Source organism: Streptomyces parvulus, assembly GCF_014648855.1.
Classification (GTDB): Bacteria; Actinomycetota; Actinomycetes; order Streptomycetales; family Streptomycetaceae; genus Streptomyces; species Streptomyces parvulus.
The window spans coordinates 77,662-101,870 of the sequence record NZ_BMRX01000008.1 but is presented as its reverse complement, the minus strand read 5'-3'; the positions used below and the strand labels follow the sequence as shown (position 1 = coordinate 101,870).

General features: G+C 71.5%; 19 protein-coding genes, 1 tRNA gene and 1 riboswitch. Of the genes, 18 read left to right on the top strand and 2 right to left on the bottom strand.

Features of this window, described 5'->3' with window-relative positions; translation table 11 throughout:
• Window positions 1-7 precede the first annotated feature (7 nt).
• From IE108_RS16690 to IE108_RS16625, 14 genes are all read left to right on the top strand, one after another.
• Window positions 8-778, top strand: coding sequence for an HNH endonuclease family protein (locus tag IE108_RS16690; RefSeq protein WP_064728292.1), 771 nt, complete (start codon window positions 8-10; stop codon window positions 776-778).
• Window positions 779-899: 121 nt separating this feature from the next.
• Window positions 900-1,463 carry a hypothetical protein gene (locus tag IE108_RS16685; RefSeq protein ID WP_064728291.1) on the top strand — a complete coding sequence of 188 codons (564 nt, stop codon included), beginning with the start codon at window positions 900-902 and terminating at the stop codon, window positions 1,461-1,463.
• 38 nt (window positions 1,464-1,501) lie between these two features.
• A complete protein-coding gene (locus tag IE108_RS16680) occupies window positions 1,502-2,992 on the top strand; it encodes a serine/threonine-protein kinase (RefSeq protein WP_257784800.1) in 1,491 nt (496 codons plus the stop codon).
• A 147-nt stretch (window positions 2,993-3,139) separates the two neighbouring features.
• On the top strand, window positions 3,140-3,787 hold the full coding sequence (locus IE108_RS16675; protein ID WP_064728289.1) for a SurA N-terminal domain-containing protein: 648 nt from the start codon (window positions 3,140-3,142) through the stop codon (window positions 3,785-3,787).
• A 65-nt stretch (window positions 3,788-3,852) separates the two neighbouring features.
• Window positions 3,853-4,830 (top strand): nucleoside triphosphate pyrophosphohydrolase, encoded by a 978-nt coding sequence (locus IE108_RS16670; RefSeq protein ID WP_189397680.1) that lies wholly within the window; start codon window positions 3,853-3,855, stop codon window positions 4,828-4,830.
• Complete coding sequence (locus IE108_RS16665) at window positions 4,827-6,131, top strand: cytochrome P450 family protein (RefSeq protein WP_064728287.1); 1,305 nt, start codon at window positions 4,827-4,829, stop codon at window positions 6,129-6,131. The genes IE108_RS16670 and IE108_RS16665 overlap by 4 nt, the downstream gene beginning before the upstream one ends.
• A 142-nt stretch (window positions 6,132-6,273) precedes the next feature.
• On the top strand, window positions 6,274-7,302 hold the full coding sequence (locus IE108_RS16660) for a LysM peptidoglycan-binding domain-containing protein (RefSeq protein ID WP_064728286.1): 1,029 nt from the start codon (window positions 6,274-6,276) through the stop codon (window positions 7,300-7,302).
• 183 nt (window positions 7,303-7,485) lie between these two features.
• Window positions 7,486-7,652: riboswitch (cyclic di-AMP (ydaO/yuaA leader) on the top strand.
• 3 nt (window positions 7,653-7,655) lie between these two features.
• Window positions 7,656-8,372 (top strand): transglycosylase family protein, encoded by a 717-nt coding sequence (locus IE108_RS16655; RefSeq protein WP_064728285.1) that lies wholly within the window; start codon window positions 7,656-7,658, stop codon window positions 8,370-8,372.
• A gap of 248 nt (window positions 8,373-8,620) precedes the next feature.
• A complete protein-coding gene (eno, locus tag IE108_RS16650; protein WP_079030721.1) occupies window positions 8,621-9,901 on the top strand; it encodes a phosphopyruvate hydratase in 1,281 nt (426 codons plus the stop codon).
• A 99-nt stretch (window positions 9,902-10,000) separates the two neighbouring features.
• Window positions 10,001-10,483 carry an FtsB family cell division protein gene (locus IE108_RS16645; RefSeq protein WP_064728284.1) on the top strand — a complete coding sequence of 161 codons (483 nt, stop codon included), beginning with the start codon at window positions 10,001-10,003 and terminating at the stop codon, window positions 10,481-10,483.
• Between the two features lie 45 nt (window positions 10,484-10,528).
• Window positions 10,529-11,080 (top strand): DUF501 domain-containing protein, encoded by a 552-nt coding sequence (locus IE108_RS16640; protein ID WP_064728283.1) that lies wholly within the window; start codon window positions 10,529-10,531, stop codon window positions 11,078-11,080.
• The gene (locus tag IE108_RS16635; RefSeq protein WP_064728282.1) at window positions 11,077-12,018 is read left to right on the top strand and encodes a Ppx/GppA phosphatase family protein; all 942 of its coding nucleotides are present in this window, start codon (window positions 11,077-11,079) and stop codon (window positions 12,016-12,018) included. The genes IE108_RS16640 and IE108_RS16635 overlap by 4 nt, the downstream gene beginning before the upstream one ends.
• A gap of 418 nt (window positions 12,019-12,436) precedes the next feature.
• Window positions 12,437-13,846: an NAD(P)/FAD-dependent oxidoreductase gene (locus IE108_RS16630; RefSeq protein WP_079163534.1), complete on the top strand. Its 1,410-nt coding sequence runs from the start codon at window positions 12,437-12,439 to the stop codon at window positions 13,844-13,846.
• A 230-nt stretch (window positions 13,847-14,076) separates the two neighbouring features.
• Complete coding sequence (locus IE108_RS16625) at window positions 14,077-15,393, top strand: SAM-dependent methyltransferase (RefSeq protein ID WP_064728280.1); 1,317 nt, start codon at window positions 14,077-14,079, stop codon at window positions 15,391-15,393.
• A 72-nt stretch (window positions 15,394-15,465) separates the two neighbouring features.
• Here IE108_RS16625 and IE108_RS16620 read toward each other — a convergent pair whose 3' ends face one another.
• Window positions 15,466-17,997, bottom strand: coding sequence for an ABC transporter permease (locus IE108_RS16620; protein WP_064728279.1), 2,532 nt, complete (start codon window positions 17,995-17,997; stop codon window positions 15,466-15,468).
• 80 nt (window positions 17,998-18,077) lie between these two features.
• Window positions 18,078-18,848 carry an ABC transporter ATP-binding protein gene (locus IE108_RS16615; protein WP_064728278.1) on the bottom strand — a complete coding sequence of 257 codons (771 nt, stop codon included), beginning with the start codon at window positions 18,846-18,848 and terminating at the stop codon, window positions 18,078-18,080.
• 416 nt (window positions 18,849-19,264) lie between these two features.
• On the opposite strand from IE108_RS16615, the gene IE108_RS16610 reads away from it, so the two are divergent.
• The 4 genes from IE108_RS16610 to IE108_RS16595 all read left to right on the top strand — a co-directional run bounded on the left by IE108_RS16610 (window position 19,265) and on the right by IE108_RS16595 (window position 24,185).
• Window positions 19,265-19,348 (top strand) — tRNA-Leu (locus IE108_RS16610).
• Between the two features lie 189 nt (window positions 19,349-19,537).
• A complete protein-coding gene (locus IE108_RS16605; protein WP_064728277.1) occupies window positions 19,538-20,716 on the top strand; it encodes a 4-hydroxybenzoate 3-monooxygenase in 1,179 nt (392 codons plus the stop codon).
• A 168-nt stretch (window positions 20,717-20,884) separates the two neighbouring features.
• A complete protein-coding gene (locus IE108_RS16600; protein ID WP_064728276.1) occupies window positions 20,885-21,805 on the top strand; it encodes a Bax inhibitor-1/YccA family protein in 921 nt (306 codons plus the stop codon).
• Window positions 21,806-22,352: 547 nt separating this feature from the next.
• Window positions 22,353-24,185: an FG-GAP repeat domain-containing protein gene (locus IE108_RS16595; RefSeq protein WP_229851886.1), complete on the top strand. Its 1,833-nt coding sequence runs from the start codon at window positions 22,353-22,355 to the stop codon at window positions 24,183-24,185.
• Window positions 24,186-24,209 lie beyond the last annotated feature (24 nt).

Below are 24,209 nucleotides of genomic sequence, written 5' to 3'. Positions count from 1 at the left end.
GGCGCGCATGACGCGGCACAGCAGGATCCGGACCGGATGGACCGCGGGCGCGGCCCTCGCACTGGCCCTGGTCAGCGGATGCGAGGGACTGGAGGACGGCGCCGCCGGCCCCGCGGACAGCGGCGCCGCCGCCCCCGCCGCCGGACCGGCCGTCAGCCCCCTGCGCAACCCGGACGGCACCGGCCCCGGCCTCGCCCCCGTCACCGGGGACGGCCCCGAGAAGACCGCCCGCGACCTCATCGAGGACCTGGCGACCAAGGGACGCGGCCCGAAGACGGGCTACGACCGCGACGAGTTCGGCTACGCCTGGATGGACTCCGCCGACGGCGTCCCCCTCGCCCGCAACGGCTGCGACACCCGCAACGACCTCCTCCAGCGCGACGGCCAGGACGTCCGCTTCCGCTCCGGCTCCGACTGCGTGGTCGTCGCGATGACCCTCGACGACCCCTACACCGGCACGACCATCGAATTCCGCAAGCAGGACGCGAGCGAGGTCCAGATCGACCACGTCGTGCCCCTCTCCTACAGCTGGCAGATGGGCTCCTCCCGCTGGACCGAGGGCAAGCGCAGGCAACTGGCCAACGACCCGCTCAACCTGATCCCCGTCCAGGGCCGCGCCAACTCCGCCAAGCGCGACTCCGGACCCGCCGCCTGGCTGCCCCCGGCCAAGCCGGTCCGGTGCGCGTACGCGGTCCGCTTCGCCCAGGTCGCCGCCAAGTACGACCTCGCCGTGACCGCCCCCGACCGGCAGGCGATGCTCCGCCAGTGCGGCGGCTGACACCAGCGGGATCAGCCGCAGTGATCAGGTCGACAACGGTTCGGTACAACCCCGGGCCCCCTGCCGGTGTCGGCCTATACGCTCGACGCGACATCCGCCCGACCCAGTACCAGGAGCAGCCATGCACGGCCACGGCTACACGCAGCCGGCGAAGCAGCCACCCTCACCCGGGTATCTGGTCTCCCTGCGCGTGCTGTTCGTGACCCTGTCGGTCCTCAGCTGCGGCTTCCTCACCTGGGTGATGCTGCTGCGCCTCGCGGTCGTCACCCGCAGGTCCGTCGACTGGGGCCTGTTCGTCGCCGTCCTGGCCACCGACATCCTCAGCGTCGTACTGATCGGCACCGAACCCGGCGAAGAGATCCACACCACCGGCGGCTACACCGGACTCGTGCTGCTCCTCGGCACCCTCGTCGCCGTGATCGCCTATTACATCGCCGCGGACGTACGCCACTTCCAGCAGCAGCGGTACGGCGGCTACGCCCCGGCCCCGGGCTACGGCTACCCGCAGCAGCCCGCCCCGCCCTACACGGCCACCACCGTGCCCCAGCAGACCGCCCCGCCGCCCCCGAACCACGCACCCCCGCCCGCCCGCATCGACCAGGTCCGCGCCGAACTCGACGAACTCAGCGACTACCTGCGCCGCCACGACGGCAACGGCGGCCCCGGCCACCAGGGCGGAGCGTGAACGCGACGGCGGGCCGGGTCGTCGCCGACCGCTACGAGCTGTCCCACCTCGTCGGACAGGGCGGCATGGGCCAGGTCTGGACCGCCTACGACCGGCGGCTCGACCGGCGCGTCGCCGTCAAGCTGCTGCGCCCGGACAAGGTGGCCGGGCACGAGGCCGACGAACTGCGCCACCGCTTCGTCCGCGAGTGCCGGGTCACCGCCCAGGTCGACCACCCCGGCCTGGTCACCGTCCACGACGCCGGCAGCGAGGGCGAGGAACTCTTCCTCGTCATGCAGTACGTCGACGGCGCCGACCTCGCCGACCACCTCGCCGGACACACCCCCTACCCCTGGCAGTGGGCGGTCGCCGTGGCCGCCCAGCTGTGCGCCGTACTGAGCGCCGTGCACGCCGTGCCGATCGTCCACCGCGACCTCAAGCCCCGCAACGTGATGGTCCGGCAGGACGGCACCGTCACCGTGCTCGACCTGGGCGTCGCCTCCGTCATGGACGCCGACACCACCCGCCTCACCCACACCGGCACCCCCATCGGCTCGCCCGCCTACATGTCGCCCGAGCAGGCCATGGGCGGCGCCGTCGGCCCCTACACCGACCTGTACGCGCTCGGCGTCGTCCTGCACGAACTACTCAGCGGCGACGTGCCGTTCGCCGGCTCCACCGCCCTCGGCACGCTCCACCGCCACCTCTACGAACCGCCGCTGCCCGTCCGACGCGTCCGCCCCGAGGTCCCCGAGGCACTCGAAGCACTCGTCCTGCGGCTGCTCGCCAAGGACCCGCAGCACCGCCCCGACTCCGCGCAGGAGGTGTACGAACACCTCGCCCTGCTGCTCCCCGCGCGCGGCACGCCCACCGGCCGCGCCCAGGACCCCACCCGCCCCTTCGTCCGCCCGCACGCCCCCTGGCCCGACCGCGCCCGCACCCCCGCACCCCGGCCCGCCCCCGCACAGCCCCCCGCCCAGGCCGGCCGCCCGGACGTCGCCCGCGCCGTCGACGAGGTCAAACGCCTCCTCGGCGAGGGCCGCATCACCCAGGCCGTCGACATCCTCGGCGCCATCCTGCCCACCGCCGCCGAACAGCACGGCGAACGCTCCCCGGTCGTCCGCACCCTGCGCCGGCAGTACGCGGCCACCCTCATGGACGACGGCCAGTACCGGCGCGCCCTGCCCGAACTGCGCCGCCTCGCCGACGAACGCGCCGCCGAGGCCGGCCCGGCCGACCCCCAGTGCCTGCGCCACCGCTACGACGCCGCCCAGTGCCTGGAACAGCTCGGCGAACCGGCCGCCGCCCTCGCCGAGTACCGCGCGCTGCTCCCGTACTACGAGAACCAGTACGTCGCCGGCGACCCCGACCTCGCCCACGACGTCCGCCGCCGCGTCGGCCACCTGCTGCTCGCCCTCGGCGACCGCCCAGCCGCCCACGACACGCTCGCCCGGCTGCTGCACGACGTCGAACGCCGCCACGGCCCCGGCCACCCGCTCGCCTCCGACGTCCGCCGCACACTCCACTGGCTGGGCCGGATGCACGGCTGACCCGCACCCCGACGCGCGGCGGCGGGGCGGTGCCCGAAGTCCCGGTGAATCGTTGGTCCAATGGGTTGGCCAGAGCCGGGCCACTGCCTAACATCGATCATCGCAAGACCTTGTGCACCGTCGCACAATCTCCAACGGGAGGTCTCCTTGCACCGCCGCCGTCGCCCCGCGCTCCTCCTCACCGCCGCGATCGCCGCCGCGGCACCCCTGCTCACCGCCTGCGGCGGCGACGCGCATCCCGGCGCCGCGGCCGTCGTCGGCGACCAGCGCATCACCGTCTCCCAGCTGGAGAACCGCGTCGACGAGGTCCGCGCCGCGCAGCGCGCCGCCGTCCCGGACGACACCCAGTACCAGCAGGTCGTCGCCCGCACCGGCACCCTCACCCGCGACACCCTGCACGGCATGGTCCTGGACCAGGTGCTGCACCGCGCCGCCCAGGACGCCGGCGTGACCGTCACCCGCAAGGAGACCCAGGCCATGCGCGCGGGCCTCCAGGAGCAGGCCGGCGGCGCCAAGCAGCTGGAGACGGCCTGGCTCCAGCAGTACGGCGTCGCCCCCGCCCGCCTCGACGAGAACCTCCGCCTCCAGCTGGAGGCCCAGAAGCTCGCCGAGAGCCTCGGCACCGACACCAGCCGCCCCGAGTTCTGGCAGGCCCTGTCCAAGGCCTCCGCCAAGCTCGACGTCGACCTCAACCCGCGCTACGGCACCTGGGACGTCCAGAAGAGCAGCCGGGTCAACGCCGAGACGCCCTGGGTACGCGAGATCACCGCCGCGGGGAGCCAGAAGACGGCGTAACGCTCCCGCGCACGCCCCCTGTGGACAACTCGGGGGGCGTCCGGACCATGCGTTACGTTCGGGGAGTGAACGCAACCACCGCCGACGCGGCCGCCGCCGACCCCGGCCGGATCGTCCTGCTCACCACCAGCCACCGCGTCGCCCCCGGCCTGCTCTCCTGGCCCGCCTGGCAGGCCCTGCGCACCGCCGACCGCGTCCTGTGCGCCGACGGGACCCACCCCCAGCTGCCCTACCTGCGAGAGGCGGGCATACCGGTCGACGAGGCCGCCCCGACCGCCGAGGAACTGGTCGCCGTCTGCGCCGGCGGACACACCGCGGTCGTCGTCGCGACCGGCGAGGGCGACCCCGCGCTCACCGACGGCCTGGCCCGCCTCGCCGGCTCCGGCCGGGTCCGGATGCCCGAGCTGGAACTGCTCCCCGCCTCCTACGACCTCCCCGGCGCCCGCCTCCTCGACCTGGTCCAGGTCATGGACCGCATCCGCCTCGAATGCCCCTGGTCCTCCCGGCGCACCCACGAGAGCCTCGCCAAGTACGCCATCGAGGAGGCCTACGAACTCGTCGAGGCGATCGAGGACGGCGACCGCGACGAACTGCGCGAGGAACTGGGCGACGTCCTCCTCCAGGTCGTCTTCCACGCCCGCATCGCCGAGGAGGACCCCGACGCGCCGTTCTCCGTCGACGACGTGGCCGGCACCATCGTCGACAAGCTCATCCACCGCCACCCCCACGTCTTCGGCGACGAGACCGCCGCCACCCCCGAGGACGTCCGCGAGCACTGGCTGCGCACCAAGGCCGCCGAGAAGCAGCGCACCTCCGTCACCGACGGCGTCCCCCTCGGCCAGCCCGGCCTCGCCCTCGCCGCCAAACTCGCCTCCCGCGTCCGCCAGGCCGGCCTCGACGTCCCCCTCCCCACCGGCGAGGGCATCGGCTACGACCTCCTGACCCTCGCCGCCCGCGCGGAGTCCGAGGGCACGGACCCGGAGGCGGCCCTGAGAGCGGCGGCACGGGCGTACCGGGACGCGATCCGGGGGGTCGAGGGGTGACCTCCCAGCCGCCCGCCGGACCCGCCCCCGAGCTGTTCACCTGGGAGTTCGCCACCGACCCCTACCCCGCCTACGCCTGGCTGCGCGACCACGCCCCCGTGCACCGCACCCGGCTGCCCAGCGGGGTGGAGGCCTGGCTGGTCACCCGGTACGCCGACGCGAAGCAGGCCCTCGCCGACCCGCGGCTCTCCAAGAACCCGGCCCACCACGACGAGCCCGCGCACGCCAAGGGCAAGACCGGCATCCCGGGGGAGCGCAAGGCCGAGCTGATGACCCACCTGCTGAACATCGACCCGCCGGACCACACCCGGCTGCGCCGACTGGTCAGCAAGGCGTTCACCCCCCGGCGGGTCGCCGAGTTCGCGCCCCGGGTGCAGGAGCTGGCCGACGGCCTCATCGACCGGTTCGCGGCCGACGGCTCCGCCGACCTGATCCACGACTTCGCCTTCCCGCTGCCCATCTACGCCATCTGCGACCTGCTCGGTGTCCCGCGCGAGGACCAGGACGACTTCCGGGACTGGGCGGGCATGATGATCCGTCACGGCGGCGGACCGCGCGGCGGTGTCGCGCGGTCGGTCAAGAAGATGCGGGGCTACCTCGCCGACCTCATCCACCGCAAGCGCGCCGCGCTGCCGTCCGAACCGGGCCCCGGCGAGGACCTCATCTCGGGCCTCATCCGCGCCTCCGACCACGGCGAGCACCTCACCGAGAACGAGGCCGCGGCGATGGCCTTCATCCTTCTGTTCGCGGGTTTCGAGACCACGGTCAACTTGATCGGCAACGGGACCTACGCCCTGCTCACCCACCCCGAGCAGCGCGCCCGCCTCCAGTCCTCCCTCGCCGCCGGCGAACGGGGCCTGCTGGAGACCGGCGTCGAGGAACTGCTGCGCTACGACGGTCCGGTGGAGCTGGCCACCTGGCGCTTCGCCACCGAGCCGCTCGACGTCGGCGGAGAGCGGATCGCGGCGGGCGATCCCGTCCTCGTCGTCCTGGCCGCCGCCGACCGGGACCCGGCGCGCTTCACCGACCCGGACACCCTGGACCTGGCCCGCCGCGACAGCCAGCACCTCGGGTACGGCCACGGCATCCACTACTGCCTCGGCGCCCCGCTCGCCCGGCTGGAGGGCCAGACCGCGCTCGCCACGCTCCTCACCCGCCTCCCCGACCTGAGCCTCGCCGCCGATCCGGGCGAACTGCGCTGGCGCGGCGGGCTCATCATGCGGGGTCTGCGCACTTTGCCCGTCTCGTTCACGCCGTCCGCGTCAGCACCCGGCAACGGTGCGTCGTCAAGGCAAACCTGACACGCCCTCAACTCTGTGATCTTCACGTGATCCGCGCGGCATGAACTTGTGACAAGCGATCATCTGCCTATACGTTCACGAACCAGTGTGGCGACGAGCATCACCCGCCGCACGGTCCCCGTCGTCTGTGAAAGGTCGTCGCATGCTCTCCGGGAACGGTCGTCATCGCCGCCCCCGCCAGGCTCCCGCACTGGTCGTCGCCGCCGGAGTGACCGGCTCCGCCATCGCCATCCCGCTGCTCGGCGCCACCGGCGCCCACGCGGCCGGGGCGAACTGGGACCAGATCGCCGAGTGCGAGACCGGCGGCGCCTGGAGCCAGAACGCCGGGAACGGCTACTACGGCGGCCTCCAGCTCCCCCAGGAGGCGTGGGAGCGGTACGGCGGTCTGGAGTACGCGGCCAGCGCCGACCAGGCCAGTCGCTCCCAGCAGATAAGAATCGCCGAGAAGCTGTACGCGGACCAGGGCATCGCCGCCTGGCCGACCTGCGGACTGCTCGCGGGTCTGGGCAACCCCCCTGGGGCCACCGGCGCCACGGGTGCGACCGGTGACGGCTCGTCGGAGGAGTCGCGGTCAACGGAAGAGCCGGAGACCCCGGAATCGGCCGGGTCCTCCGCCGGTTCCAAGACGCCCGAGTCGACCGCCTCCTCGAAGACGCCGGATTCGTCCGAGTCGTCCGCTTCGCCGTCTCCGTCGGAGTCGACCGAGGGGTCGGACTCGTCCCCCAAGACGTCCGGTTCGTCCCCTTCGCCGTCCACCTCGCCCTCGTCGGGCACCTCTGACGCCCCGTCCGACGGCATGGATCAATCCGCCAAGCCGGACACATCACCCGAAAGCGACTCCCGTGCCACCGCTGAACCGGACGGCGCCGACCGCTCGTCGGGCTCCGGCAAGCACCGCGGCGGCAGTGCGGACGAGGGCGGGCGCTGGAAAGGGCTCACCGACAGCACCTCGGGCCGGCACGCCTCGCGTGACGGAGGGTCGAGGGAGGCCGACGACGGCTCCTACATGGTCCGCTCCGGGGACAATCTCTGGGCCATCGCCGACTCCCTTGGCGTCGACGGCGGATGGCGTGCGCTCTACTCCGACAACGAGCGGGTCGTCGGCCAGGATCCCGACCACATCCTGCCCGGTCAGACGCTCACGGTCACGGGCGAATCGGGCGAAAAGTAGAGGGAGTTCACGTCACGGTTCGAGGCTCTATGTCCGTTTTGGATCTCGTGAGAGATAGGTCTCAGAAGCCGTGATCGTCTTTGAAAATCCGCGGAGCGCGTGTCTACGGTCATGACCGCTCGCCACCGCGGGCCCCGACAGCCGCAACGCCGAATCCTGCCAGCGGCCGTACGGGAACAGTCGTCGCGTCAAGCGCCGAAGGCAGGAGCGGGGGACCCAAGGTAAGCGCCGCACCGGGCAGTTGCGCCGGAGCGGCTAGGGGTGGAGCCGAGTTCCGCGAGGAACCCGGCCGGGCAACTCAACCGGCCCGAACCCGACAGCTCACCTCGCAGGCGTCGGTGAGGGGATCAACCATGCTGTTTTCCGGCAAGGGCAAGCACCGTCGTCCGTCCAAGGCCACTCGCGTCATCGCCGTCGCCGGCGTGACCGGTGCCGCCGTCGCCGCCCCGCTGATGGCGGCCGGCAACGCCTCCGCCGCCACCACCTCCGAGTGGGACGCCGTCGCCCAGTGCGAGTCCGGCGGCAACTGGTCCATCAACACCGGCAACGGCTACTACGGCGGCCTGCAGTTCTCCGCCTCCACCTGGTCCGGCTACGGCGGCACCCAGTACGCCGCCACCGCCGACCAGGCCAGCAAGGCGCAGCAGATCGAGATCGCCGAGAAGGTGCTCGCGGGTCAGGGCAAGGGTGCCTGGCCGGTCTGCGGCACCGGCCTGTCGAACGCCGCGAACACCGGTGGCGGCTCCGCCGAGAGCCAGGACAGCGGTTCGCAGAGCGCGGACGGCGGCGCCGACCGCTCCGCCGAGCAGAAGGCCTCCCGCTCCGACGAGCGCCCGGCCGTCGAGCCGAAGGCCGAGAAGAAGACCGAGAAGAAGACGGTCACCACCCCCACCGGCAAGAAGGTCGAGAAGGGTGACGGCGAGTACAAGGTGGTCAAGGGCGACACCCTGAGCTCCATCGCCGAGAAGCACGAGGTCAAGGGCGGCTGGGCGAAGCTGTTCAAGCTGAACGACGACATCGTCGACGAGGCCGACCTGATCTACCCGGGCCAGCAGCTGCACCTGAAGTAAGCGGCGGCTCCCGCGACTCCCGCCCCGGTGCGTGTTCCCCCCGTACGCACCGGGGCGGGATTTTTGCGCCCGGCGTCACGGAAACCTCTTTGTTCCGTTCAGAAACAATTTACTCTCGGTTCTGTCCAGCGGGTGGGCGATCGGCTGGCCGATCGCCCGGAGCCGGTTAGGCTCGGTCCCGCAGAGCCGACGCGGTCCTGCGGACCCGCGCGTCACACCGAAGCGTCACATTGAAGAAGGAGATGCTCGTGCCGTCCATCGACGTCGTCGTAGCCCGGGAAATCCTGGACTCCCGAGGCAACCCCACGGTCGAGGTCGAGGTCGGCCTCGACGACGGCAGCACGGGTCGTGCCGCCGTTCCGTCCGGCGCCTCCACCGGTGCCTTCGAGGCCATCGAACTCCGTGACGGCGACCCGGGCCGTTACCTCGGCAAGGGCGTCGAGAAGGCCGTCCTCGCCGTCATCGAGCAGATCGGCCCGGAGCTGGTCGGATACGACGCCACCGAGCAGCGCCTGATCGACCAGGCCATGTTCGACCTGGACGCCACCGACAACAAGGGCTCGCTCGGCGCCAACGCCATCCTCGGCGTCTCCCTCGCCGTCGCCCACGCCGCCTCCGAGGCCAGCGACCTGCCGCTCTTCCGCTACCTGGGCGGCCCGAACGCGCACCTGCTGCCGGTGCCGATGATGAACATCCTGAACGGCGGCTCGCACGCCGACTCCAACGTGGACATCCAGGAGTTCATGATCGCCCCGATCGGCGCGGAGTCCTTCTCCGAGGCCCTGCGCTGGGGCGCCGAGGTCTACCACACGCTGAAGAAGGTCCTGAAGAACAAGGGCCTGGCCACCGGCCTCGGCGACGAGGGCGGCTTCGCCCCGAACCTCGGTTCCAACCGCGAGGCCCTCGACCTCATCCTCGAGGCGATCAAGGAGGCCGGCTACACCCCCGGCGAGCAGATCGCCCTCGCGCTCGACGTCGCCGCGTCCGAGTTCTACAAGGACGGCTCCTACGCCTTCGAGGGCAAGAACCGCACCGCCGCCGAGATGACCGAGTACTACGCCGAGCTGGTCGAGGCGTACCCGCTGGTCTCCATCGAGGACCCGCTGTTCGAGGACGACTGGGACGGCTGGAACACCATCACCGCCAAGCTCGGCGACAAGGTGCAGCTCGTCGGCGACGACCTGTTCGTCACCAACCCGGAGCGCCTGGCCCGCGGCATCGAGGAGAACTCGGCCAACGCGCTGCTGGTCAAGGTCAACCAGATCGGTTCGCTGACCGAGACCCTGGACGCCGTCGAGCTGGCCCAGCGCAACGGCTTCAAGTGCATGATGTCCCACCGCTCCGGCGAGACCGAGGACGTCACCATCGCCGACCTGGCCGTCGCCACCAACTGCGGCCAGATCAAGACCGGCGCCCCGGCCCGCTCCGAGCGCGTCGCCAAGTACAACCAGCTGCTGCGCATCGAGGAGATCCTCGACGACGCCGCGGTGTACGCCGGCCGCAGCGCGTTCCCGCGCTTCAAGGGCTGAGCACCACCCCGGTAGGCAGCGTCGTACGTACGTCCCCGTACTCGGTCCCGTACCGTGTGCGGGGACGTACGCACGTGTGGACTTAAGGCGGGGACAGCCATGGCGGTGAAGGACCGGGACCGTTTCTCCACCGCGACCAGGATCCGGATCATCGGGGAGCAGACCGCGGCCCGGGTCTACCGCTCGCAGACCAGGCGCCAGGCCCGCCGCTCCCGGCTGACCGGCCGGGCCGCGCTGCTCGCGATGGTGTTCTGCTCGCTCGTCGTGGCCCTCGCCTACCCGATCCGGCAGTACGTCGCCCAGCGCGCCGAGATCGCCGACCTGCGGCGCGAGCAGCAGGAGACCCGCGACCGGGTCGAGGAGCTGCGCGACCTCAAGGCGCGCTGGCAGGACGACGCCTACGCCGAGCAGCAGGTCCGGCTGCGGCTGCACTACGTGATGCCGGGGGAGACGGGGTTCGTCGTCGTCGACCCGGACGCGGCCAGGAAGGCCCGCGCCGAGTCCGGCGGTGCCGACCGCCCCTGGTACCGCAACGTCTGGGACGGCGTCGACAAGGCCGACGCCGCCGCCCGCCGGCCGTGAACCGACCGCGCCGGCACCGAACAGGAAGACCAGCAGAAGACAGTCATGCAGACTCCCCCGCCGACCACGCCGCGCACCGAGCCCACCGACGCGGACGTGCAGGCCTTCAAGCAGCAGCTCGGCCGTCCTCCGCGCGGCCTGCGCGCCATCGCGCACCGCTGTCCGTGCGGACAGCCGGACGTCGTGGAGACGGCGCCGCGGCTGCCCGACGGCACGCCCTTCCCGACGCTGTACTACCTGACGTGCCCGAAGGCGGCCTCCGCCATCGGCACGCTGGAGGCCAACGGCGTGATGAAGGAGATGACCGAGCGCCTGGCCGCCGACCCCGAGCTGGCCGCGGCCTACCGTGCGGCGCACGAGGACTACGTCCGGCGCCGCGACGAGATCGAGGAGCTGACCGGCTTCCCGAGCGCGGGCGGCATGCCGGACCGGGTCAAGTGCCTGCACGTGCTGGTCGCCCACTCGCTGGCGGCCGGGCCCGGCGTCAACCCGCTGGGTGACGAGGCGATCGCCATGCTGCCCGAGTGGTGGCGCAAGGGGCCGTGCGTGACGCCCGCCGGGCTCGCCGGTTCCGCCGAAGGGGAGGACGCCCAGTGACCCGTGTCGCCGCCGTCGACTGCGGTACGAACTCGATCCGGCTGCTCGTCGCGGACGCCGACCCCGCCACGGGTGAGCTGACCGACCTGGACCGGCGCATGACCATCGTGCGGCTCGGCCAGGACGTCGACCGCACCGGGCGGCTGGCGCCTCAGGCGCTGGAGCGGACCTTCGCCGCCTGCCGCGAGTACGCGGGGATCATCAAGGAGCACGGGGCCGAGCGGCTGCGCTTCGTGGCGACCTCCGCCTCCCGGGACGCGGAGAACCGCGACGAGTTCGTGCGCGGGGTGCTGGACATCCTCGGGGTGGAGCCGGAGGTCATCTCGGGCGACCAGGAGGCGGAGTTCTCCTTCACCGGGGCGACCCGGGAGCTGGCCGGGCGCGACGACCTGGACCGGCCCTACCTGGTCGTGGACATCGGCGGCGGCTCCACCGAGTTCGTGGTGGGGGACGCGCACGTGCGCGCCGCCCGTTCCGTGGACGTCGGCTGCGTGCGGATGACCGAGCGGCACCTGGTGCACGGGGGCGCGGTGACCGACCCGCCCACCGGGGCGCAGGTGGCGGCGATGCGGGCGGACGTCGAGGCCGCCCTGGACCTCGCCGAGGAGACGGTGCCGCTGCGCGAGGCGCGCACGCTGGTCGGGCTGGCCGGGTCGGTGACGACGGTGTCGGCCATCGCGCAGGAGCTGCCGGAGTACGACTCGGCCGCCATCCACCACTCCCGGGTCTCCCGTGACCGGGTCCGGGAGATCACCGACTGGCTGCTGCGCTCCACGCACGCCGAGCGGGCGGCCGTCCCCTCGATGCACCCGGGCCGCGTCGACGTGATCGCGGCGGGCGCGCTGGTGCTGCTCTCGATCATGGAGCGGACGGGCGCCGAGGAGGTCGTCGTGAGCGAGCACGACATCCTCGACGGCATCGCGTGGTCGGTCGCGTAGCCCCGCGCGGCACCACTGTGAGCAGGACGGACGACGATTGAGCGGCCGCCGGGGGGCCTTGCGGGCCTCCCGGTGACGTCCCGTCGGGAAAGTTCGTGAAGTTCTTCACAAGGAATTGGGCCCTGTCGGACGACGAAAGTGCGGTCGTTGACCCTTTTGGGGCTTCAACTGCCCTTTGAACGTGTTCAGGACGGTGCTTGCGAGGTGCCCCGGAGAGGGGTCGCATGTGGGTGGTCCACCCTCCCCGGAGGGGCGGATGGGCAGCTCACGCGGCATTGACAACGGGGTGCGGGGTGGGCCGGTTCCGCGCCTCACCATGATCTCCGTCACGTGAGTGGCGGATGGTAACACAGACCTCACAGGAGCTTGTGAAGGGGCGCACGAACGACCCCCCCGGGACGGGTGGATACTCGATGGCATGAGCACCACGGAGCGTCCCAGGATCCTCGTAGTAGGCGGTGGGTACGTAGGCCTGTACGCAGCTCGACGCATCCAGAAGAAGATGCGTTACGGCGAGGCGACCGTCACCGTCGTCGACCCGCGGTCGTACATGACCTACCAGCCCTTCCTCCCCGAAGCCGCCGCCGGCAGCATCTCCCCCCGACACGTCGTCGTCCCCCTCAGGCGCGTGCTCCCCAAGGCGGAGGTCCTCACCGGCCGGGTCACCACCATCGACCAGGACCGCAAGGTCGCCACGATCGCCCCGCTGGTGGGCGAGGCGTACGAGCTGCCGTTCGACTACCTGGTCATCGCCATGGGCGCGGTCTCCCGCACCTTCCCGATCCCCGGCCTCGCCGAGCAGGGCATCGGCATGAAGGGCATCGAGGAGTCCATCGGCCTGCGCAATCACGTCCTGGAGCAGCTGGACAAGGCCGACTCCACCACCGACGAGGAGATCCGCCGCAAGGCGCTCACCTTCGTCTTCATCGGCGGCGGTTTCGCCGGCGCGGAGACCATCGGTGAGGTCGAGGACATGGCGCGCGACGCGGCCAAGTACTACACGAACGTCTCCCGCGAGGACATGCGCTTCGTCCTCGTCGACGCCGCCGACAAGATCCTCCCCGAGGTCGGCCCCAAGCTCGGCCAGTACGGCAAGGAGCACCTCGAGGGCCGCGGCGTCGAGGTCTACCTGTCCACCTCCATGGACTCCTGCGTCGACGGCCACGTGGTGCTGAAGAACGGCCTGGAGGTCGACTCCAACACCATCGTGTGGACGGCCGGCGTCAAGCCCAACCCGGCGCTCTCCCGCTTCGGCCTGCCGCTGGGTCCCCGCGGTCACGTCGACTGCGAGCCGACCCTCCAGGTCAAGGGCACCGACTACATCTGGGCCGCGGGCGACAACGCCCAGGTGCCGGACCTCGTCGGCCGCAAGGCGGGCAACGAGAACGCCTGGTGCCCGCCGAACGCCCAGCACGCGCTGCGCCAGGCCAAGGTCCTCGGCGACAACGTGATCTCCGGCATGCGGGGCTTCCCGCAGAAGGAGTACAGCCACGCCAACAAGGGCGCGGTGGCGGGCCTCGGCCTGCACAAGGGCGTCGCGATGATCGTCATGGGCAAGATGAAGATCAAGCTCAAGGGCCGTCTCGCCTGGTACATGCACCGTGGCTACCACGGCATGGCGATGCCGACGTTCAACCGGAAGATCCGCGTCTTCGCGGACTGGACCCTCGGCATGTTCCTGAAGCGCGAGGTCGTCTCCCTCGGTGCGATGGAGACCCCGCGCGAGGAGTTCTACGAGGCCGCCAAGCCGGCCCCGGCCGTGCCGAAGGCCGAGCCTGCCGAGCCCGCCGAGCAGAAGAAGACCGGGGAGAAGGCCAAGGCCTCCTGACCCGGGCCTCCGGACGCCGGTAGTACCCGCGGTACCCCGAAGGGGCCGCCCGCCATCCGTGGTGCGGGCGGCCCCTTCGCCGTGCGCGGCCGGGCCACCGCCCGCCGCGAGACCGATGGTGTGTACAAGTATTTTGCCGAGTCGTGACGCGCGCCGGGGACTGTGCCGCGGGCTCCCAGGTGTTTACGTGGTGTTGGACATTCCGGGATCGCACGTCACGGAGGTACGCCATGGCTGACGCCGCGCTGCGGCTGCAGAACCTCTTCGAACAGTTGCTGGGAGCACCCCTGAGGGTGCGCATCCGCGCCTGGGACGGTTCCGAGGCGGGCCCGCCGGGCGCGCCGGCCCTCGTCGTCCGCAACCGCAGGGCGCTGCGCCGCCTGCTGTTCAAGCCGGGCGAACTCGGCCTGGCCCGCGCCTGGGTGGCCGGCGACCTCGACGTCGACGGGGACCTCTACACCGCCCTCGAATCGATGGCCGGGCTCCTCTGGGAACGCGGTGAGGACGCCCGCGGCACCGCCGAGGCGCTGCGCGATCCCGAGGTCCGGGCCGCCGTGCGCGGACTGGTGCGGCTCGCCGGGCCGCCGCTGCCGCCCGCGCCCCCGCCGGAGGAGGTCCGCCGGGCCCGCGGCCACCTGCACACCAGGCGCAGCGACAGACGCGCCATCAGCCACCACTACGACGTGGGCAACGACTTCTACGAACTCGTCCTCGGCCCGTCCATGGTGTACTCCTGCGCCTACTGGGCGGCCCCGCCCGCCGGGGGCGGCACCCTGGAGGACGCCCAGCGCGACAAGCTCGAACTCGTCTGCCGCAAGCTCGGCCTGAGCCCAGGTCAGCGCCTCCTAGACGTCGGCTGCGGCTGGGGCTCCATGGCGATCCACGCGGCCCGGGAGCACGGCGTGAACGTCGTCGGCGTGACGCTCTCCCAGGAACAGGCGGCCTACGCCCGCAAGCGCGTCGCCGACGAGGGCCTCACCGACCGGGTGGAGATCCGCGTCCAGGACTACCGGGACGTGGCGGACGGACCGTACGACGCCATTTCCTCCATCGGCATGGCCGAGCACGTAGGCGCCGAGCGCTACCTGGAGTACGCCACCGACCTGCACCGGCTCCTCAAGCCCGGCGGACGGCTGCTGAACCACCAGATCGCCCGCCGCCCCCAGCGGGACGAGTCCGCCTACCACGTCGACGAGTTCATCGACGCCTACGTCTTCCCCGACGGCGAACTCGCCCCCGTCGGCACCACCGTCACCCAGCTGGAACGGGCGGGGTTCGAGGTCCGCGACGTGGAGGCGATCCGCGAGCACTACGCGCTCACCCTGCGCCGCTGGGTCGCCAACCTGGAGGCCGAGTGGACGGCGGCCCTGAAGCTGGTCAGCCCCGGCCGGGCCCGCGTCTGGCGGCTGTACATGGCCGCCTCCGCGCTCGCCTTCGAGCGCAACCGGATCGGCGTCAACCAGGTCCTCGCCGTGAAGACCCCCGACTCGGGCGCCTCCGGGATGCCGTTGCGGGCCCGCGTGTGGGGCGAGCCCGACCGGGCCTGACCGCACCCGACCCCGAAGGGCCGGGCTCCCGTGCGGGGAGCCCGGCCCTCGGTGTGCCGCGTCGCGGCGAGGTCATTCGGCCTTGATCGCGTTCAGCATGTTCAGCCGGGCGGCGTTGCGGGCCGGCCACATGGCGGCCAGGACGCCCACCAGAGCGGCCAGCACCACGAAGATCCCGATCCGGCCCCAGGGCAGGACCAGCGCGTACCCCGGGATGCTCTCCGCGACGGTCTCGCCGATCGCCCAGCCGAGGAACGTGCCGAGCCCGATGCCGACCACCGCGCCGAACACCGAGATGACGACGGCCTCCAGCCGCACCATGCGCTTCACCCGGCGCCGGTCCAGACCGATCGCGCGCAGCATGCCGATCTCCTGCTGCCGTTCGAAGACGGACATCGCGAGGGTGTTGACCACGCCGAGGACCGCGATGATCAGGGCCATCGCCAGCAGGCCGTACATGACGTTGAGCAGGGTGTTGATGGCGCCGCCGAACTCGTCGCGGATGTCCTGCCGGTCCATCACGGTGATCGCGGGGTTGTCGCCGAGCGCGTCGACGAGGACCTTCTCGTTCGCCGCCGACTGGCCGCCGTCGGTCTTCACGAAGATCTGCCGGATGGACGGCTTGGCCTCGTGCCCCGCCACGACCTTCCGGTCCACCAGGACGGGGGAGAGGAACTCGCTGTCCTTGTAGACGGCACCGACCGTCAGCTTCGCCTTCTCGTCGTCGTCGAAGGTGACGGAGACGGTGTCGCCGGGCTTCCAGCCCCTGCTCTCGGCCGTCTTCTCGGCGACCGCGATCCGGCCCTGGGCGAGCGAGGCCGCGTTGCCGCTGACGGTGTCGACGGTCAGGACCTTCTCGATGTCGCCGGGGGTGACCGCCGAGGCGGACACGAAGTCGCCGTCGACCCGGAAGTAGGCGTCCTGCTGCGGGGACACCGCGGACACGCCGTCGGCCTTCTCCAGGGCCGTCAGCGCGGACCGGTCGAGGTCGCCTCCGTTCGCCATCGAGATCATGTAGTCGGCCCTGATGTTGTCCGTGGTCATCTTGTCGATGGCCGCGCCGACCGTGACGCCGAGCACCGACAGCGCGGTCACCAGCGTCAGCCCGATCGCCAGCGCCGAGGCGGTGGCGCCGGTACGGCGCGGGTTGCGGACCGCGTTCTGGCCGGCCAGCTTGCCCGCCACCCCGAAGGGCCCGACGAGCAGCGGACGGACGAGTGCGATCACGGGCCGGGACAGCAGCGGGATGAGGACGATCACGCCGATCAGCGCCAGGAACGCGCCCGCGCCGATGTACAGCCGGCCGTCGTCGCCGCCGGTCGAGGCACCGGCCACGATCCCCACCGCGCCGAGGGCGGTGACGGCCGCGCCGATCGAGTTGCGCAGCACCAGCGACTTGGTGGTGGCCGCCGCGTGGACGCTGTTCATGGCCGCCACCGGCGGGATCTTCGCGGCCCGGCGGCCCGGCAGCCAGGCGGCGAACACCGTGATCAGCACGCCCACCGCGAACGCCGCGACCACCGGGGTGGCGGACAGGACCAGCGGCCCGGCCGGCATCTTCATGTCGAGCGCGGCCATGCCGGAGCGCAGCCCGACGGCCAGACCGACGCCGAGGCCGAAGCCGACGGCCGAGGCGACCAGACCCACCACCGCGGCCTCGGCGAGCACCGAGCGGGTGACCTGCCTGCGGGACGCGCCGACCGCCCGCATCAGGGCGATCTCCTTGGTGCGCTGGGCGACCAGCATCGTGAACGTGTTGGAGATCAGGAAGATGCCGACGAAGAGCGCGATGCCCGCGAAGCCGAGCAGGACCTGCTTGAGGTTGCCCATGCCCTGCTCGATCTGGTCGGCCTGCTCGTCCGCGAGCGCCCGGCCGGTCTGGGCGTCGGCGTTCTCGGGCAGCAGCGGCTCGACCGCCTTCAGGACCCGCGCGTCGTCGGCCTCGGGGGCGGCGGCGACGGTGGCGGTCTCGAAGTAGCCGGGCTGGAGGTACTGCTTCTGGGCGACGGCGGTGTCGAAGAGGACGAGGCTGCCGCCGGCGTTGACGGCGCCGTCCTCGGTGGTGAACACACCGCTGAGGGTGTACTCCTTCACCGGGCCGTTGGTCGCGACGCGCACCCGGTCGCCGACCTTGTACTCACCCTTGCCGGCGGACTCCTCGTCCAGCGCGATCTGGTCGTCCTTCACCGGGCCCGAGCCGTCGGTGAAGGTGTACGCGGTGTCCTTGCCGTCCTTGCCGGGCGCGAAGTTGGAGCCCTTGTTGGACCAGCCGACGCCGATGAGCTTCCCGTCGGGGTCGGCGACGCCGGCGAAGCCCTCGACGCGGCCGTACACCCCGGAGACGCCGTCCACGGCGGAGATCTTGTCGAGGACCTCGCCGGAGAGGCCGGGCTCCTCCTTGGGGTTGTCCGGGTCGGCGTGCGAGCTGACGGCGACGGCGACGTCGTCGTAGCTCTTCGCGGACTGGTTGCGGAAGGCGTTGGAGAGGGTGTCGGCGAAGACCAGGGTGCCCGACACGAACGCCACGCCGAGCATCACGGCGAGCACGGTCATCAACAACCTGGCCTTGTGCGCGAAGACGTTGCGCAAGGCGGTACGGAACATGGGGGTCTTCTCTGTCCAGACGTACGGGCGTACGGGGTACGGGGTGGGAGCGGTCGGCGGGCGGCGGGCGGACGGGAACGTCAGCTGGTGCGGCCCTTGGCGTCGAACCGCTTCATGCGGTCCAGCACCGCGTCGGCCGTCGGCCCGTACAGCTCGTCGACGATGCGCCCGTCGGCGAGGAAGACCACCCGGTCCGCGTAGGCCGCGGCCACCGGGTCGTGGGTCACCATCACCACGGTCTGGCCCAGCTCGCGCACCGAGTTGCGCAGGAAGCCCAGCACCTCGGCGCCGGAACGGGAGTCGAGGTTTCCGGTCGGCTCGTCACCGAAGATGATCTCCGGCCGGGAGGCGAGCGCCCGGGCCACGGCGACCCGCTGCTGCTGGCCGCCGGAGAGCTGGGCGGGGCGGTGCCCGAGCCGGCCGGAGAGGCCGACCATCTCGATCACGGAGTCCACCCACTGCTTGTCCGGCTTGCGGCCCGCGATGTCCATCGGGAGGGTGATGTTCTCCAGCGCGGTCAGCGTCGGCAGCAGGTTGAACGCCTGGAAGATGAAGCCGATCTTGTCCCGGCGCAACTTGGTCAGCTGCTTGTCCTTCAGCGTCCCCAGCTCGGTCTCGCCAATGCGCACGGAGCCGGAGGAGAAGGTGTCGAGGCCGGCCACGCAGTGCATCAGCGTGGACTTGCCGGAGCCGGAGGGGCCCATGATGGCGGTCAGCTCGGCCTGCCGGAAGTCGATGGAGACCCGGTCCAGGGCGACCACCTGGGTCTCACCCTGGCCGTAGATCTTGGACAGCTCCGTGGCGCGTGCGGCCACGACGGTGGACCGGTCGGCGATGGGTGCGGTGGTCACGGGAAGGGCGCTCCTGTCGGTACGGCGTGTGCTCGGGGACGTTCTCCATCGTTCCGTCCGCACGGCGCCGTGTAGTCAGCCGCTGTTCCGGTTTCGGGGGGCGACTTCGGTCGGACGGCCCCGGCCCGGTGTCATACCTGCGGATGACGGGCGCCCCGGAGGCGGGCACCTCGCCCGGGTGTCGCGGGGCGGGGGCCGTAACAGGGCGGGCGCCCTCATCGGCACGGTGAAATCCCGTCATTCCGCATGCGCGGCGGGTCGTCGCACGCAAGGCTGTTGGCTTGTGCTGATGGCCCGACCCGGAACCTGATGACCCCTCAGGCGCCAATAAAATAAGACAACATCGCACCTCCCGCCCACGGTCGGGGAGGTACGTCCCGATAGGCTCAAGGCACTCGACGCGGAGCCCATGGCCTGCCCGGATGGTGGAATGCAGACACGGCGAGCTTAAACCTCGCTGCCCCTTCGAGGGCGTGCCGGTTCAAGTCCGGCTCCGGGCACTTCCGACGTTTCCCTTCTGATCCCCGGGCGCTCTTCCCCGGACCGTTGACAGCGGTGTGCGTGTGGCCGGAAACTCGGCCCGACGGTGAGTGAAAGAAATTTCACCACGCGAACCCGCTCGAACGAACTCCCTCGAACGAACCCCCTCGAACGAACCGCATCCGGGACGCACGACGAAGGGACGACCGATGCGCACCACCGTCGGCATCATCGGGGCAGGCCCGGCCGGACTCCTGCTGGCCCGGCTGCTCCACGGCGCCGGGATCGACTCGGTCGTCCTGGAGAGCCGCGACCGCGCCTACGTCGAACGCCGGCAGCGCGCCGGGATCCTGGAGCAGGGCACGGTGGACGTGCTGCGCGCGGCCGGGGCGGGGGAGCGGATGGACCGCGAGGGGCTGCGCCACGACGGCATCGAGCTGCGCTTCGCCCGCAGGCGCCACCGGGTGGACTTCCCCGCGCTCACCGGCGGCAGGTCGGTCATGGTGTACGCGCAGACCGAGGTCTGCAAGGACCTCATCGCCCTCCAGCTGGCGGACGGCGGGCCCCTGCTGTTCGAGACGGAGGCGCTGGCCGTGGAGGGCGCCGGGGGCGACCGCCCGCGCCTCCGCTTCCGGCACGGGGGCGCCGGGGGGAGCGAGGACGTCCTGGAGTGCGACTACGTCGCCGGCTGCGACGGCTTCCGGGGCGTGGCCCGGCGCGCGGTCCCGGACGGGCGCACCTTCGAGCGGACCTATCCCTTCGGATGGCTCGGCATCCTCGCCGACGCCGCCCCCTCCCACGACGAGCTGGTCTACGCCCGCCACGACCGCGGCTTCGCCCTCCTCTCCATGCGCTCCCCGTCGGTCTCCCGCCTCTACCTCCAGGTCCCGGCGGACACGGACGCCGGCGACTGGAGCGACGAGGAGATCTGGGACGAGCTGGAGCGCCGCTTCGAGACGGACGACGACTGGACCCTCCGGCGGGGGCACATCACCCAGAAGTCCGTCACCCCGATGCGCTCCCACGTCCACGAGCCCATGCGGCACGGCCGCCTCTTCCTGGCCGGGGACGCCGCGCACATCGTGCCGCCCACCGGCGCCAAGGGCCTCAACCTCGCCGTCGGCGACGTCGTCACCCTCGCGCGGGCCCTGGTCCACCGCGTCGCCACCGGCTCCGAGGAGCTGCTCGACGCCTACTCCGCCACCTGCCTGCGCCGCGTCTGGCAGGCCGAGCGGTTCTCGTACGACCTGACCACCCTGCTGCACCGCGCCCCGGGCGCGACGCCCTTCGACGACCGCCTCCAGGTGGCCCGCCTGGACCGGATCGCCTCCTCCCGTGCCGCGGAGACCGACCTCGCCGAGGCCTACACCGGGTTCCCGATCGGGTGAGCGGCCCGGCACGTCCCGCGGGGCCCCGGCCGTGAGGGGAATCACTGATCGGCGTAGCGTGTTGTGCGCCAGAGCGAGGGAAAGATCCTCCCCAAGCAGTAGGGTCATTCCTTTGCCGTTCTATTACTCTTGAGCCAAGGCTGCGCCGTGTGGCCATGGAGGAGTGAAATGAGGAGCAGAAACCCGGTCTTCTCGCGACGGGGGTTCAGCCGCGACAACGGCTACGCGGGCTTCAACGCCGCGCCGCAGGCCGGGGGACCCGCCGTCGCCACGCAGGGCAACCCGTACGCGCAGGGCACGCAGGGCAACCCGTACGCCCAGCCGGCCGACAACCCGTACGCGCAGAACCCGTACGCCCAGCAGGACCTTCAGTACGGCACGCCGCCGCAGGCGCCGGCCACCACCGGCCGGATGACGATGGACGACGTTGTCATCCGCACCGGCAGCACGCTCGGCGTGCTCGTGGTGGCCGCCGCGCTCGCGTGGGCGCTGCTGCCCGTGGACGACGCGAACATCGGCCGCTCCTACGGCATCGGTATCGGTGCCGCGCTGATCGGCATGGTCCTGGCGCTCGTCCAGTCCTTCAAGCGCAAGGCCTCGCCCGCGCTGATCCTGTCGTACGCCGCGTTCGAGGGCGTCTTCCTCGGCGTCGTCTCCAGCGTCGTCGACAACCGGATCGCGGACGGCGCGGCCATGCAGGCCGTGATCGGCACGATGGCGGTCTTCGCCGGTGTGCTGATCGCGTACAAGGCCGGCTGGATCCGCGTCAACCGCCGCTTCTACGGCTTCGTGATGGCGGCGGCGCTCGGCTTCGTCTTCCTGATGATGGTGAACCTGCTGTTCGCCGTCTTCGGCGGCGGCGACGGCCTCGGCTTCCGCAGCGGTGCGCTCGGTGTCGTCTTCGGCATCGTCGGCGTCATCCTCGGCGCCTGCTTCCTCGCCCTGGACTTCAAGCAGGTCGAGGACGGCCTCTCCTACGGCGCCCCGCGCGAGGAGGCCTGGCTCGCCGCCTTCGGCCTCACCCTGACGCTGGTCTGGATCTACCTCGAGTTCCTGCGACTCATCGCGATCTTGAACAGCAACGACTGACGTACCGCGCGCAGCGCCGAACGCATCACAGGGCCCCGGGCTTCGAAGCCCGGGGCCCTGTGTGTTCGGGTCGACATTCTCGTACAACCATACGAATCCTTCGTGAGTCTGATCGGGCGCATCGCTTACGTGGCCGATCTTCCCCCGGGGGTTCACCTTGCAGCTCCGCTCCACCCGCACCCGCCTCTCGACGGCTGTCCTCGCAGTCCTCGCCGTCACCGCGCTCGGTGCGGGCACGCTGACGTCCGCCCCGGCCACCTTCGCCGCGCCCGGTGCTTCGCCCCGAACTCCCTCGGCCCCCCGGTCCTCGGTGCTGCCGGTCTTCCCGCCGGACGTCCAGATCGCCCAAGCGGGCGTTGGTGGGTTCTTCGGGTACTCGTTCACTCCGGACGGAGAGCGGGAGCTGCGCTGGTGGCCCTACGGAGGCGGGGCTCCGACGTTGCTCGACTATCCGCGCGGCGGGGGGTGGGCCACGTCGGGGGGTGACGTCGTCGCACTCGGAGACGACAACTGGAGCGCCCAGATGCGTTCCCTCACGTTGCGGAACATGGCCGACCCGTTCGCGCCCGGTGTCGACATCGACCTGGGTGCGCTGGGCGGAAACTATGTCGCGGTCCTCAGCCCCACGAGCGTGCTCGCTCAGCTCACCGCGGAGGACGGCACGGCGGAACTGCACATCGTGAGCAAGGACGGTGCCGAAACGAGCAGCCGCAAGATCGCGGGTCTGCCGTCCGACGCCACTGATTTCACCGGCTCGAGCGTGCAGGGCGGTGTCGTACTCGTCGGGTACGAGACAGGCCCTGCGAACGCGCGGACCGGCGGCCGCGCGTTGATCGACCTCGCGGACGCGAGGGCCTCCGAGTCCTACGCCTCCGCCGACTCAGGATACGACTTCAGTCACCTCATGTTCTCCGGCACGCACGTCGCCTGGCTCGACTACAAGTCGGGTACAGGAATGTACGTCACGTCGGTCGACCGTGTGACGGGTGAGGAGAAGCGGACCGTTCTCGGCGCCCGAGACGGAGAGTGGTACACCGAGCTCGTGGGCGGCTGGCTGGTGTACGGGCGGCCGTCGAGCCCGGTTCGGGCCGTCTCGCTGGGCGACGGCGAAGAGGTCGAGCTCGCCGAGAGCGGGTCGGGCTCGGCGATGGCGGAGGACGGCAGCGCCCTCGTGACCGGCACGCGGGCCGTCGACGGGGAGGGGCTGTTCCGGATCAGGGCGGGAGACGACGGCAGGCCGACGGTGACCAAGGTGGCGGACGTGGGTACGCCCGCCGGTGTCGAGATCCAACAGGCGCACGTTCCCGCGGTGGCCGACCTCGACCGGACGGGCGGCCAGGTGAACCTGGGCTGGACGTTGTCGCGTGCCGATGCCCGTCTGGATCTCACGCTCACGCACGTCGGTACCGGCAAGGAGCTCCGGACGCGCGTCAATGCCCCGGCTACGGGCACCCGATTCAGCTACGTCTGGGACGGCACCATCGCTGGGGTGGACGCTCCGAACGGCGCCTACACGGTGACGGCCGTGGCAGCCTCACTCGACGGGACGGGCGAGCCCGCTCTCCAGCGCACGGGTATGACGGTGGAGCGGACGGCCAACCCGCACGACTACACCGACAATGGCTCCACCGATCTCCTCGCCCGCGACGCCTCGGGCGTTCTCTGGCGCGACGATCTGCAGGACCGTCCTTTGGACGGCCAGGTCAAGCCGGTCCAGCGCTCACGGGTCGGCGGCGGCTGGCAGACCTACAAGCAGATCGAGGCCGTCGGCGACCTCGCGGGGTCATCCGACGGAGACCTGGTCGCCCTTGATTCTTCCGGCGTGCTCTGGCACTACCTCGGCAAGGGCGACGGCACCTTCGCGACCCGCGCACGCGTCGGCGGTGGCTGGAATGTCTACGACAAGCTCACCGGTGGCTCGGACCTCGACGGTGACGGTCGCACCGATCTCCTTGCCGCGGACACGACCGGCGTGCTGTGGTTCTACAAGGGCACCGGCTCGACCGCCGCCCCCTTCGCCGCCCGTGTGCGGGTCGGAGGCGGCTGGGGCGTCTACAACCAGATCACCGCCGTCGGTGACAACGCCGGCACGGCCGCAGGGGACCTCGTCGCACGTGACAAGGACGGCGTGCTGTGGCTGTACCAGGGCAAGGGCGGTGGCCAGTTCTCCTCCCGTGTGCGGGTCGGCGGCGGTTGGGGTGTGTACACGCACCTCGTGGGTGCCGGCGACGTCGACAGTGACGGGATTCCTGACCTGATCGCGTACGGGGCGGGCGGCACATACCTCTATCACTCGACCGGCTCCAGCACGGCCGTCTTCATCCGCCGGACCACGTCGGTGTACGGGGGTGAGGGAAGCAAGTTCAACAACATCGCCTGACTCCGATGGCGCGGGTCGTCCTGC

Bases quoted from the DNA above. Each gene is read 5' to 3' on its own strand.
- IE108_RS16685 (WP_064728291.1), top strand. From the start codon at position 900: ATGCACGGCCACGGCTACACGCAGCCGGCGAAGCAGCCACCCTCACCC.
- IE108_RS16660 (WP_064728286.1), top strand. From the start codon at position 6,274: ATGCTCTCCGGGAACGGTCGTCATCGCCGCCCCCGCCAGGCTCCCGCA.
- IE108_RS16630 (WP_079163534.1), top strand. From the start codon at position 12,437: ATGAGCACCACGGAGCGTCCCAGGATCCTCGTAGTAGGCGGTGGGTAC.
- IE108_RS16605 (WP_064728277.1), top strand. From the start codon at position 19,538: ATGCGCACCACCGTCGGCATCATCGGGGCAGGCCCGGCCGGACTCCTG.
- IE108_RS16690 (WP_064728292.1), top strand. From the start codon at position 8: ATGACGCGGCACAGCAGGATCCGGACCGGATGGACCGCGGGCGCGGCC.
- IE108_RS16640 (WP_064728283.1), top strand. From the start codon at position 10,529: ATGCAGACTCCCCCGCCGACCACGCCGCGCACCGAGCCCACCGACGCG.
- IE108_RS16655 (WP_064728285.1), top strand. From the start codon at position 7,656: ATGCTGTTTTCCGGCAAGGGCAAGCACCGTCGTCCGTCCAAGGCCACT.
- IE108_RS16645 (WP_064728284.1), top strand. From the start codon at position 10,001: ATGGCGGTGAAGGACCGGGACCGTTTCTCCACCGCGACCAGGATCCGG.
- IE108_RS16620 (WP_064728279.1), bottom strand. From the start codon at position 17,997: ATGTTCCGTACCGCCTTGCGCAACGTCTTCGCGCACAAGGCCAGGTTG.
- IE108_RS16600 (WP_064728276.1), top strand. From the start codon at position 20,885: ATGAGGAGCAGAAACCCGGTCTTCTCGCGACGGGGGTTCAGCCGCGAC.
- IE108_RS16625 (WP_064728280.1), top strand. From the start codon at position 14,077: ATGGCTGACGCCGCGCTGCGGCTGCAGAACCTCTTCGAACAGTTGCTG.
- IE108_RS16595 (WP_229851886.1), top strand. From the start codon at position 22,353: ATGGCCGACCCGTTCGCGCCCGGTGTCGACATCGACCTGGGTGCGCTG.